This is a genomic window from Flavobacterium enshiense, assembly GCF_022836875.1.
GTDB classification, from domain to species: domain Bacteria; phylum Bacteroidota; class Bacteroidia; order Flavobacteriales; family Flavobacteriaceae; genus Flavobacterium; species Flavobacterium enshiense_A.
The window spans coordinates 2,018,487-2,031,353 of record NZ_CP090376.1 but is presented as its reverse complement, the minus strand read 5'-3'; the positions used below and the strand labels follow the sequence as shown (position 1 = coordinate 2,031,353).

Genomic DNA, 12,867 nt, shown 5'->3' with positions numbered 1-12,867 from the left:
TTATACTATTTGAGGAGGTTGCCAAATACTTCCAAAGAAATAGGAAGCAAAAACTGGCTTATAAAATGGCTCTTTGGTCTTTATAACTGTAGCAATTACAGGAAAATCATAACTGATGGAAGGAAAGTAACTCAAAACCTGCGCTCCACAGCAATTGCAAATGCAAAAAGGCGAACACAAATCTTTACTCTTGTCGTGTGAATGGTTGTCATGGTCAGCCCGATGCGCTTCCAAAGAATGCCCAGCACTATTTACTTCCATATCAGCACAAGGCATAGATGCCAAGACTATTAAATAAATTGATAATATGATATTTAACCATTTCACGAGTGTAAAAATAGCAATAAAATTTATATGAACTAATCACATTTAATTTTTTTAATGCAATTTGATGCGATTCGAAATATTTTTTTAGCTTTGCCTAAAAATAATATTAAGCATATATAAAAATGAAAAACAAGGCATATCTAATTTTAATTGTTATGACTTTAGGGATAAGCACCCTAACCTCTTGTGAAGATATATTAACAGATGCTCCTGCCGATGAAGAAATTTTAGACGGGCCCGTTGAAGGATTGACTTCTTCGGAAATGTTAGAATTCTTAGAAGGTGATGTTGCTTTCAATGAAGAAGTATTTACAACCGAAACAGGTTTGGGACCATTATTTGTTTCTACCAGTTGTGTGTCCTGTCATGCGGGGGACGGAAAAGGACATCCTTTTACTACTTTAACCCGATTTGGACAAACAGATGCCACAGGTAATCAATTCATGCATTTGGGTGCGCCACAGTTGCAAAACAGAGCCTTACCGGGGTATTTACCAGAGCAAATTCCTGCGGGAGCTACTTCAGCTAAGTTTATGCCTCCTGCAAATACAGGTTTAGGTTTTTTAGCCGCTTTAACCGATGCACAAATTTTAGCAAATGCAGACCCCAATGATAATAATGGAGATGGAATTTCAGGTGTACCAAACTATATTACACCTCCAGCTTTCTTTTTGCCAAAATGGTTTCATCAGGAAATTAACGGAAAATACATTGGTCGCTACGGAAAAAAAGCGGCAGCTATCGATTTGTTGCATCAAACCGTTAATGCCTATAATCAGGACATGGGAATTACCTCTTCTTTTTCTCCAATCGACACCTATTCGGGATTAGAAATTGACCCTGAAGTTTCAAACAAAACAGTAAACAGTGTAGTGTTTTACTTGAGAACCTTAAAAGCACCCAAACGAAGAAATCAAAATGATGCTGAAGTTCAAGCAGGTGAAGCTTTATTCTCAAATTTAAAATGTGCAGAATGCCATAAACCGCAATGGACAACACCAAACAGTGATATTGCCAGTTTATCCAACAAAACTTTTTACCCATATACCGATTTACTGTTACACGATATGGGAAGTGGCTTAAACGACGGTTATACAGAAGGAACTGCATTAACAAGCGAATGGAGAACTCCGCCTTTATGGGGAATTGGGCTGGCTAAAAAATCGCAAGGTGGACAATATTTTTTACTGCATGACGGTAGAGCCAGAAGTATTGAAGAAGCAATTTTAATGCACGGCGGTGAAGCTAACAGCAGTAAAAATGCGTACCAGCAATTAACATCGGGTGAAAAACAAAAACTGATAAAATTCATTGAAAGTTTATAGTATGGACAGAAAAGAATTTTTAAAGATTTGTGGCTTTTCCTGTTTAGGAGTTTTGGGATTGTCTGGGATGATGCAAAGTTGTGGAACAACTCATTATGCTTCTACAAATGTTCAAGGCAATCGATTGATTGTGTCTAAAAAAGAATTTGAAATAATCAAAAACGACACCATTCGTTACAGAAATCATGTTGTTAGCAAAATAGAAGGTATCAACTATCCGATTATCATATACAAAAACCTAAATGATACTTATTCAGCATTTTTGTTAAGATGCTCTCATCAAGGAGCCGAACTTACCGTTAATGGTGATGTATTAACCTGTTCAGCTCATGGAAGCGAATTTGGTAAAAACGGTGAGGTTATTCAAGGACCCGCAGAACAACAATTAACCGCATTTAAAGTGCAAACCGATGCACAAAACATTTACATTCAATTATCCTAAAATGAAATCACTATATATAACTGTATTAATCTTATTTTTTAATTTTTCAGTACTGGCACAGGTTGATTCAACAAAAGTCGTAACGACACAAAAAGACACTACAAAATTAGCTTTGAATATGGATGCAGTTTATGCACGTCCGTTTTTGAAATTAGGGAAACTTCCCATTTCCATAGGTGGTTATGTTGAAGCCAATACGAGTTATTTTGCTACTGATGGAGTCACAGAAGGTATGTCTTTTCAGATGCCGAGAATGACATTATTTGTTTCATCCACCATCAGAAACCGAATTAAATTTTTATCGGAAATTGAGTTTGAAGAAGGCGGAAAAGAAATAAATATTGAATTTGCTTCGCTTGATGTGGAGTTACATCCACTATTCAATTTGCGTGGTGGTATTATTATGAACCCTATTGGCTCTTTCAACCAAAATCACGACGGTCCAAAATGGGAATTCATTGACCGTCCAATATCTTCAACAACCATAATCCCATCTACATGGAGTAATGTTGGTTTTGGTTTTTTCGGAAAGTATGCCAAAAATAATTTGGTTTGGGCGTATGAAGGTTATTTCTCCAATGGTTTTGATGATACGATTATATCGAATACCGAAAACAGAACATGGCTTCCTGCTTCAAAAGAAAATAAAGAACGCTTTGAGGAAAGTTTTAACGGAGTACCATTGATTACCGCCAAGACTGCATTAAAACACAGAAAAATAGGTGAATTTGGTATTTCTTGGATGGGTGGTGTGTACAACAAATTTCAGGAAGACGGTATTCAAATTGACAAAAAACGTAGAGTGGACTTATTCGCATTGGATTTTAACACAGTGCTCCCGAAACTAAAAACATACATCAATACGGAATGGGTTTGGGCTTATATAGATGTTCCTGACACCTATACTCAACAATTTGGCTCAAAACAAAAAGGGGGCTTTATCGATATTGTGCAACCCATTTTAAAGCGCGATGTATTGGGTTGGCAAAACAGCACACTTAATTTGGCTTTTAGAATGGAATACACAGATTATAATGTTGGAACGTTTAAAGAAACTAACGAGAATATCCACGATGATGTAATGGCTATAACTCCGGGAATCAGTTTCAGACCCTCTTCACAAACGGTTTTCAGAATGAATTACCGCTATATTTGGGAAACAGATATTTTTGGTAATGATCCTTCGAAGACAGCTGGGATTCAATTTGGGTTTTCCACTTATTTTTAGTCTGATTTGCATGAAAATCACCCAAGATCAGAAAAGTTTTTCATGCAAATTAACTATGTTTTTCCCATGACTAATAAATTTTGCTAGCAACAATCTCCGTCTGCTTGTATGGGTGGACATTTTACAGTTCCGTAACTGCAATAAACGCAACAATCACCCTGTTTCGGTTTTAATACTGTTTTGCATTTTTCACATTCGTAAAAATACTGACATGCATCAGTAGGCATCATTTCTTCCTTTTTATGCCCGCAATTGGGACAAGTAATCGTAGATTTTAATTCAACCTCTTTTCCTCCATACGAAATACAGGTATTACAATTACCCTGAACTTTATTTTGATAATAATTTGCTATTGTAGCAATAAAAAGCCCAAGCATACCAGAATAAATTAAATAGACTGCATTTTCCGATTTACTAAAATAATATGCGAAGAATATTAATATTCCACTTGGTATTGCTATTAATAAAGGATACACGCAACGATGTTTACGGTAAGAAATGATTAAGCCAACAATTGAAATTAAAACCATTGCTTGAAAAATCCACATCGTCCATCCACCAAATAATTCAAAGCTGCCGAGTCCAAGAGCTGAAGCACCAAATGCAAATAGCGGAAAACAGCAAGGCGAAAATAGTGCTGTGAAGAAAAGTCCAATCGTACCTAATTTATCAATGTTATTAATTATTTTCATTTTTGTTTTTGTTTTTAAATTTTTAAATTTCGTAATCTCAGGGCATTTGCAATTACTGATACAGAACTAAAAGACATTGCTAATGCGGCAATCATGGGTGATAATAAAATTCCGAATGTCGGATATAAAACGCCTGCTGCAATAGGTACTCCCAATACATTGTATATAAAAGCAAAGAATAAATTTTGCTTGATGTTTTTCATCACGGAATGGCTTAGATTTTTAGCCTTTACGATTCCCTGCAAATCACCTTTTACTAATGTAATTTTAGCACTCTCTATGGCTACATCGGTTCCGGTTCCCATTGCAATTCCTATATCGGATTGCGCTAAGGCTGGTGCGTCGTTTATTCCGTCGCCTGCCATTGCAACAATTTTGCCTTCGGATTGTAATCGCTTAATTTCTTTAAGTTTATCTTCTGGTAAACAACCGGCTTTGAAAGAACTTAAATGCAGTATATCGGCTACAGCTTTAGCAGTATTAGCATTATCGCCTGTAAGCATAATTACCTCGACTCCTTGGCGCATTAGTTCTTTAATCGCTGCTGCACTAGATGATTTAATAGCATCGGTAATCGATACAAAACCGACTGCTATATTATCCACTGCTATATAGGATACTGTTTTTCCTAGTTTTTGTTCGGTTATAATTCGATTTTCTATGTCATCCGAAACAACTACATTCACTTGCTCCATTAGCTTTTTATTTCCTAATGCTACTATTTTACTGTTTACTGTACCAACAACTCCTTTTCCAGTAACATTTTCAAAATCTTTAACCTCGATCAAAGAAGTGTTTTTTGTTTTAGCGTAATTTACAACGGCCTGTGCCAATGGATGTTCGCTATATTGATTTAAAGAAGCAATATTTTGCAATAAACTATTTTCGTCACTATTAGATGCATAAATTTTTTCTACTGATGGTTTTCCTTCAGTAATAGTCCCAGTTTTATCGGTTATTAAAACATCAACTTTGTTCATGTTTTCTAACGCTTCTGCATTTTTTATCAAAACACCTGATTGTGCTCCCTTACCTACCCCAACCATTACTGACATTGGCGTTGCTAGTCCTAAAGCACAAGGACACGCAATAATTAAGACTGCAACCGCATTGATGAAACCGTAAACTAATGCCGGATCAGGTCCGAATTTTGCCCAAACGAAAAATGTTAGTACTGCAATAATTACCACAATGGGGACAAAGTATTTTGAAATACTATCGGCTAATTTTTGGATTGGTGCTCTTGAGCGACTCGCATCATTAACCATTTTAATAATTTGCGACAATAGTGTTTCTGAACCAACTTTCTCGGCAACCATTACAAAAGATCTATTTCCGTTTATAGTACCGGAAGTTACCTCGTCTCCAGTTTTTTTATCTACCGGTATGGGCTCTCCGGTAATCATAGATTCATCAATAGTACTTGTGCCCTCCATGATTTTCCCATCAACAGGAATTTTGTCTCCGGGTTTTACACGTAATAAATCCCCTTTCTTAATATCATGAATGGAAATGACTTTATCCTTTCCGTTTTCCACTAAAGTTGCTTCTGTGGGCGCCAGTTTCAATAACTCTTTTATCGCACCGCTGGTTTGGCTGTGCGCTCTAGCTTCTAATAGTTGTCCCAACAAGACCAACGTGATAATTACTGTTGCTGCTTCGAAATAAAGATGAATAGTTCCGTGTTCGGTTTTAAATTCTTCCGGGAAAACATTCGGAAACAACATCCCTACAATACTAAACACAAAAGCTACTCCGGTTCCTATTCCAATCAGCGTGAACATATTCAAATTCCATGTGATTATTGATTTCCATGCACGGGTAAAAAACATCCAACCTGCATAGAATACAACCGGAATCGAAAGCAGAAATTGCACCCAGTTCCACTTGCTGCTGTCCATTATCTGAAACAACGGGTTGTTATGCAGCATTTCCATCATGGCGATAATGAAAATCGGAACCGTACAAAGCGTGGCAATCTTCATTTTTTTCAGCAAATCCAGATAGGTTCTGTTTTCTTCAGTATCCGTTGGTTCCATCGGAACCAAATCCATTCCGCAAATAGGACAAGAACCTGGCCCCTCTTTAATAACTTCGGGATGCATCGGACAGGTATACATTTTTGGGATGGTATCCAATTCAACCAATTTTTCCAGATTCATTCCACAAACCGGACAATTACCTGGTTTGTCATAAGTTTTATCTCCTTCGCAATGCATCGGACAATAATATTTCCCTTTGGTATTTCCGGAAACTGCCATTGTCATTTTGGAATGATGAGTATGGTGTTCAAGAGATACTTTTTCTCTCGCGGCTTCGGATGTTTGATGGTTATGAGCTAAATTGCTCATAGTTATGGTGTAGTTACCGGCAATTGCAAGCGCTTGCTGAAGCTGTTCCGTCGGTATGTGCTTTTCCATAGTTATAGTGGCTATCGGTGGGTTTAAGGAAACTGTAGCTTCAACCCCATCAATAGTATTTAATGCATTTTCTACTTTTGACTTGCAGTTATCACATGTCATGCCAGCTATATTATACGTATGTGTCATCAGTTTAATTGTTTAAAATAATGGGATTTATAAATTATTGGATAGCTTTAGTAATGTTTATTTTTTTTCATCATTAAAGATTTTTCAAAATAAAATCTACCCTTTCTTCAGCCGATAGAACCGGAACATGAACTACCGGAAAGGGTAAGGATTCGTAAACTTCGGTAATTAACTCATGAATTTTTTTTTGTGCCTGTTCATCTTCACTTCGGGCATAATCATTTTTTAATGGAAGGGAATCCAGAATAAAAATCTTTTTATAAGAAACCATTTGTAGTGCTTTAGCTAACTTTTCATCTACCGATAGGTTTAAAAAACGATAGTAGGCAAGAGCGTCCGGAATTGCTCTATCAAGAAATACCTGAACGTTTGGTGCAATTTCATTTTCTTGTTCAATCTGCATATCCAAAACTCCCAATTGGAATTCTCTTTGGTTTTTTCTTGCTTCTTCAACTGTTCTTCCCTTTAGTCGTTGCGTGTCTAAATAATGTCTCGCATGCTCAAAAGTTGTTATGTACCCTCTTTCTTTCAGTAAATTGACAGTGGTGGTTTTACCCGAGCTTGGACCACCTGTAATGACATACCAATTTGTTTTTCTTTGCGGAGTATTTATAATATTAGTTTCCATAGTTTCATTTTGGATTCTTACAAAAGACCTACATCTTCATTCCTTCCATTGGGTCAGTCCCTTTTCGGAATTTATATTCGCTATTTATGGCATAAGCCCCAGTAATTACAATCTTTTTTGAAACATCAATCTCTGATTTAATTTCAATCAGTCCATTGCTTTCTATCCCTGTCTCCACCATAAGGTTTTCGAATATCCCCGGACTTTTTTCAATCCAAATGTAAGAGGCATTTTCTTCTCGGATAACCGCATCTACCGGAATAAAAATCCCTTTTTTAATTGATTGGTTTAACTTAACCATTGCCTGCATTCCGGGTTTCAATTCCAAATTTTTATTTGGCACTTGCAATCGGATTAAAAGCAGTCGGGTATCCGGATTGATTTCGGGATTGATGAAAGAAACTTTCGCGTTCATTGTTTTATCGGGGAAATCGGTAAAAGAAACTTTGGCATTTTGTCCAAGGCTAACATTTTTTGAATAGTTCACGTTTACTTGTGCTTCGAGCCAAAGATTACTTAAATCAGCCAATTTTATTATAGGGGAACCTTCCATCATATAAGTTCCTTCTGTGGCTATTATTTCTGAAATATAACCACTTGTTGTGCTGTAAAAAGTTGTATACGGTGAAATTACCTTGCTGTTTCTTATGTTCTCGATTTGTGCATTCGACAATCCGAAGAACAAAAGTTTTTGTTTGGCCGCATTTAGCATATTTTGAGCATTTTTCCCAAAATCACCCGGCATGGAAAGTTGTTTGTAAGCCGTAAAATAATCCTGCTTGGCTATGGCGATATCTTCACTGTATAAAGAATACAAAGCATCATTTTTACGCACATATCCCCCAATCGTTTTAAAATAAAGCTTTTCAATTCGTCCCATTGCTCTTGCTGAAATGGTATTGATTTTTTCTTGGTTAATGGTTAAAACTCCCGTATAGCTTTGTTCTAAGCTGTTTTGCGTTGCTGCAATAGTTTGCGTGGTAATGTTTCCCAGTTGTATTTGTTGTTTGCTTAAACTTATTTCATTTGCTTCTGTATCGTTGTTTTTTATTGGTGTTAAAGGCATGTGACAAATAGGGCATTTTCCCGGTTTGTCTTCCTTTATTTGTGGATCCATGGAACACGTGTAGAAAGTAGTTTCTTTCCCCATATCATGTCCTGAATGGTCTTCTTTGTTTTTAGTAGTACATGCAATTACCATCATGAATACTAATAGTACTGTAATACTGCGGTTTATCATCTTTTTCATTCTTACTCGGTTTTAATGAAGCTTTCACTGTCTATTAAATACTGTGCATTTTTAGCTATAGTATCTTTAATGGAAATTCCGTTGATGACTTGAATATAATCTCCCATTTCAATTCCCGTTTTTATTTCTTTTGCCTTAAAGCCGTTATTCATTTTTATAAAAACTATTTTCTTGTTACCAATGCTGACGAATGCCTGTTTTTGTAACCAAGTCGCTTTAATCGGGTTAGTTTTTACGCTACCCTGCAAACGTAAACCAATAGGTAGTTTTAATTTAGCATTATTTAAATACACCCGAATCCTATTGGATTTATCAGATGCGTTAAACTGCGTTTCTATGAAATTTATATTTGCATTGATGCTGTTATTTTCATCTAATTCTGTAGTAATGGTAATGGGTTGATTCATTTTTAGTAATCCGTTATATCCTTGTAAAACATTAAAAACACCCCATACTTTATCGGTATTCACTAATTTAAAAACAGTTTCGCCCTTTTTTATATAGTTTCCTTCCTTCACATTTAGTATTTCGGAAGTAGCACTTGCGTTTGACATTGTATTACTATTGACCTCCATTGTTTCCGTCGCGTCAATTATGCCATAAGCAGGGCTATAAATTGAAATTACGGGATTTGCCCGTTTTGTTGCCATTAAGGAATTAATATGATTACCGCTCATTCCGTAGAGCATTAATTTTTGTTTTGAAGCTTCAACAATGGAAGTATTAGCAGCATCATTTGAAATTAAATAAATGAAATTTTGCTGTTCCGTAAGTAATTCGGGGCTGTATAAATCAAACAGTTTTTGACCTTTAGTGACCTTTTGGTATTTGTAATTCACATACATTTTTTCAATTCTTCCACTTATTCTTGCCGCGATGTTTACGGAGGAATTTGGATCGTATGCCACAAGCCCAGGTAAATTAATTACATTGCTTATCGTTGTATCTTTTGCCATTGTGGTTTGATAATTTCCAACAATAAAATTATCCGTTGGCTTTAAAACATTTTCGATTGAATTGTTTTCTTCTGTATGATTGTTTGTAATCTTTTTTACTAAAGTCATACCGCAAATAGGACAATTTCCCGGTTTATCCCGAATAATTTCCGGATGCATCGAACAGGTATAAACCACTGCTTGTTGTTCGTGACTGGAATGGTTATCCGATTTGGTTGCAAAATAATAGACTGCAAACCCAATCGTTACAATCGCAATGGTTATTAAGCTGTATTTTAAATATCTGTTCATAATTATTTCGTTTCCAGTTGTTTTTCAATTTCAACCTGTGTTGCCAAAATAGCTTGTAATTTATCTAACGAATCCATCTGTGCCATATTTAACGCTTCCCAGGCATCGAGTACAACAAACAAATCTCCCGTATTATTTTGCCAGGCAATAATGGCAGTATCGTAGTTTTTACGCAAGGCCGGAATAATATTTTTTTCAGCTATATCATATTGTTTTTTAAGATTTGTCAGTTCCGTTTGCATTCCTGAAATCATTCCCGACGCTTCATTCAGTATCATTTGTTTTTGCCAATTAAGACTTTCATTTTTAATTTGAAAACTACTAATGTTGGCTTTGTTCATTTTGGTTGACCAAGGCATTGGAATGGTAACCATTCCCATTAAAGAGAATTGCTGGGGTTGCTGTCCAAAAGCAAACATATGGTCGTATTTAACTCCAAACTCCGGCAAAAACTTTGTCTTTTCGGCTTCTATTTTCAGTTGATTTAACGCCATTGTTTTTTCAATAGCTTTAATGTCACTTCTGTTTTGGGAAAGCAGCGTTGTATCGGTCTTTATCAGATTAAAATCGGTTAATTTATATGCCGAATCAATATCAAATGGGGTATTTTTATCCCTTGCCATCAGCATATTAAGCATAATTCGTTTTTGTGCTATGTCATTTTGCAGCATGACAATCATACTTTGTAATACACTGTATTGAGATTTTGCTTTGTAATATGTTGGTAGTTTGTCCATGTTATATTGATAGCGTATCTCCATACTTTTAATCATGTAGTCCAAAAGCAATAAATTATCATTGGCAATTTTTATTTTCTTATTCAGTACAATCCATTGGTAGTAATTTGTTTTTGCCAAAGCATTGAGCTGATTAATCGTATAATTTTTGTTTTCCTTTTCCACGGAAGACATTGCGTTCATATACTTAAAATCGGCATTCAGCTTTCTGGAATTCGGTATCATTTGCGTGATTCCCAACATATAAGACCCCATTCCGGGTGACATTTCATCAGCCTTCCACATTTTAGAATTGTAAGGTGTCATGAAAAAACCTGTTTCGACCTGTGGTGGCATCCAGCTTTTAGCACCTTTTGCAGCTGTATCCATACTTTGGATATCAGCGTCATACATTTTTAATTGCGGATTGTCAGTTTCTATTTTCTTCAAAACTTCATCCAACGAAAGTGTTTGAGCCCTACTTGAAGTGAGGCTTAAAATCAAACAACCTATTACGATATAATACTTATTCTTTAGCATCTAAAATTTCTATTTTACCATTTGCTTTTAGCTCGCGGAGTTTTACCATTTCAAAAACAACTGGTGTTACTAATAAAACATAAATAGTGGACGTAATTGTACCGCCAATAAGTGGAACAGTAATAGGAAGCATTACATCGGCTCCGGTTCCTGTTGCCCAAAGAATAGGAATCAGACCAAATAATGAAACGGAAACCGTCATTAGTTTTGGTCGTAACCTTTTTGCTGATCCATCAATAATATATTGTCTCAATATTTCTTCGGTGATAACCTCATTGTTATTTCCGTATTTCTCCACCATTTTGTTCATGGATTCATTTAAATAAATGGTCATTAGCATTGCCGTTTCTATGGCCATTCCAAACAAGGCAATAAACCCGACAGCTACCGCTACAGACAAGTTAATACCATAAAAATAGACCATAAAAATTCCACCAATTAAGGCAAATGGTACGGTTATCATGGTGATTAAGGCTTCTTTCATGGAACGATAGGTAAAGTATAGGATAAGGAAAATAATAACGACCACTATAGGCAATATCAGACTCAATGTTTTGTTGGCTCTGATTTGGTTTTCCCATTGTCCGCTCCATTCCACATAATACCCTTTGGGCATTTTAGTCATCATTGCATTTAATTTTTTCTGTGCTTCTTTTACCGTACTGCCCAAATCACGTTCACGAACATTAAACAATACGCTTCCTCGAAGCATCGCATTTTCACTGTTTATCATGGGCGGACCATCACTTATCTTTACATCAGCCACCGTTTCTAACGGAATTGGGCCAAATTGCATCGTTTGTATTTGTAATTTCTTTAATGCGTCCAGACTATTTCGGTATTCCTGAGCATATCTTGCATTTACAGAAAACCGTTGTCTTCCCTCAATGGTTGTGGTTAATTTCATTCCACCAATAGCCGCTTCGACAACATTATTGATATCATCAATAGAAAGTCCGTATCGTCCAATAACATCTCGTTTTGCTTGAATATCTATGTATTTACCTCCTGTGATGGGTTCTGCATATAAATCTTTTACTCCGGAAGTCCCTTCTAAGGCTTTTTTGATTTTTTGAGATAAAACATCGATTGTATCTAAACTTGCACCGTAAATTTTTATTCCAACATCCGTTCGAATACCTGTAGAAAGCATGTTGATACGATTGATGATAGGCTGTGTAAAACCGTTTGTTACTCCCGGAATTTGCAGTTTATTATTTATTTCAGTTATAATATCATTTTTTGTTTTGTCTTCTCGCCACTCGTCTTCAGGCTTTAATAAAATAATCGTTTCAATCATGCTTATCGGACTGTTGTCTGTTGCCGTATTTGCTCTACCTGCTTTTCCTAAAACGTGATCTACTTCGGGTACTGATTTTATCAATTTGTCCTGTACTTGCAAAATCCTTTTTACTTCAGAATTGGATACATCTGGCAATGTTACCGGCATAAATAAAATAGAGCCTTCATCTAACGGAGGCATAAATTCCGACCCCAGACGGGTAAACATTAACACGCCAAACAGTAATGCCACAATATTGAAACCCAATATTGTTTTACGCCATTTCAAACAAAAGGTTAGTATAGGCGTGTAGATTGCTTCCAGTTTGCTATTGATTGGATTTTTTTCTTCCGGACGAAGTTTTCCTTTGAGCAAGAAGCTAATTAGTACCGGTGTTAGTGTGATAGCCAAAAATGCATCAACAATAAGAATAAAGGATTTTGTATACGCTAATGGGCTAAACAATTTACCTTCCATTCCCGTGAGAAGAAACACCGGTAAAAAAGAAGCAATTACAATGATTGTTGAATAAAAAACACCCGGACCCACCAATTTAGATGATGCTTCAATTATCTTGAGTTTTTCTTCTGAAGACAATGGATCCTGTTCTTTTTTGAATATTTTTATTAGTTTCTCTTTCAT

At 36.0% G+C, this 12,867-nt stretch carries 11 protein-coding genes and 1 pseudogene; 3 read left to right on the top strand and 9 right to left on the bottom strand.

Annotated elements, in window-relative coordinates; genetic code table 11:
- Nucleotides 1–327 carry a DUF6660 family protein gene (locus tag LZF87_RS14760; RefSeq protein WP_316928593.1) on the bottom strand — a complete coding sequence of 109 codons (327 nt, stop codon included), beginning with the start codon at nt 325–327 and terminating at the stop codon, nt 1–3.
- A gap of 122 nt (nt 328–449) precedes the next feature.
- Here LZF87_RS14760 and LZF87_RS08990 point away from each other — a divergent pair, with 122 nt between their 5' ends.
- From LZF87_RS08990 to LZF87_RS08980, 3 genes are read left to right on the top strand one after another with little or no spacing between them, the layout of a single operon-like run.
- On the top strand, nt 450–1,652 hold the full coding sequence (locus LZF87_RS08990) for a di-heme oxidoredictase family protein (RefSeq protein ID WP_035118371.1): 1,203 nt from the start codon (nt 450–452) through the stop codon (nt 1,650–1,652).
- A 1-nt stretch (nt 1,653) separates the two neighbouring features.
- The gene (locus LZF87_RS08985) at nt 1,654–2,094 is read left to right on the top strand and encodes a Rieske (2Fe-2S) protein (protein WP_023571595.1); all 441 of its coding nucleotides are present in this window, start codon (nt 1,654–1,656) and stop codon (nt 2,092–2,094) included.
- A 1-nt stretch (nt 2,095) separates the two neighbouring features.
- Nucleotides 2,096–3,322 (top strand): hypothetical protein, encoded by a 1,227-nt coding sequence (locus LZF87_RS08980; RefSeq protein WP_035118373.1) that lies wholly within the window; start codon nt 2,096–2,098, stop codon nt 3,320–3,322.
- An 83-nt stretch (nt 3,323–3,405) separates the two neighbouring features.
- Here the strand turns inward: LZF87_RS08980 and LZF87_RS08975 are convergent, their stop codons facing one another.
- The 8 genes and pseudogenes from LZF87_RS08975 to LZF87_RS14730 form a co-directional block, all read right to left on the bottom strand.
- The gene (locus LZF87_RS08975; RefSeq protein ID WP_035118559.1) at nt 3,406–3,627 is read right to left on the bottom strand and encodes a GDCCVxC domain-containing (seleno)protein; all 222 of its coding nucleotides are present in this window, start codon (nt 3,625–3,627) and stop codon (nt 3,406–3,408) included.
- Nucleotides 3,628–3,675: 48 nt separating this feature from the next.
- A pseudogene (locus LZF87_RS08970) lies at nt 3,676–4,014 on the bottom strand (MerC domain-containing protein); the annotation flags it as partial.
- 14 nt (nt 4,015–4,028) lie between these two features.
- Nucleotides 4,029–6,563, bottom strand: coding sequence for a heavy metal translocating P-type ATPase (locus LZF87_RS08965; RefSeq protein WP_073312196.1), 2,535 nt, complete (start codon nt 6,561–6,563; stop codon nt 4,029–4,031).
- 73 nt (nt 6,564–6,636) lie between these two features.
- Nucleotides 6,637–7,191 (bottom strand): AAA family ATPase, encoded by a 555-nt coding sequence (locus tag LZF87_RS08960; RefSeq protein WP_073312197.1) that lies wholly within the window; start codon nt 7,189–7,191, stop codon nt 6,637–6,639.
- Nucleotides 7,192–7,219: 28 nt separating this feature from the next.
- Nucleotides 7,220–8,440 (bottom strand): efflux RND transporter periplasmic adaptor subunit, encoded by a 1,221-nt coding sequence (locus LZF87_RS08955; protein ID WP_073312198.1) that lies wholly within the window; start codon nt 8,438–8,440, stop codon nt 7,220–7,222.
- Nucleotides 8,441–8,442: 2 nt separating this feature from the next.
- The gene (locus LZF87_RS08950; RefSeq protein WP_023579478.1) at nt 8,443–9,687 is read right to left on the bottom strand and encodes an efflux RND transporter periplasmic adaptor subunit; all 1,245 of its coding nucleotides are present in this window, start codon (nt 9,685–9,687) and stop codon (nt 8,443–8,445) included.
- A gap of 2 nt (nt 9,688–9,689) precedes the next feature.
- Nucleotides 9,690–10,943: a TolC family protein gene (locus tag LZF87_RS08945; protein ID WP_035677971.1), complete on the bottom strand. Its 1,254-nt coding sequence runs from the start codon at nt 10,941–10,943 to the stop codon at nt 9,690–9,692.
- Nucleotides 10,930–12,867, bottom strand: a complete 1,938-nt coding sequence (locus tag LZF87_RS14730) for an efflux RND transporter permease subunit (RefSeq protein ID WP_262917883.1) — start codon at nt 12,865–12,867, stop codon at nt 10,930–10,932. Before LZF87_RS14730 ends, LZF87_RS08945 begins: the two co-directional genes overlap by 14 nt.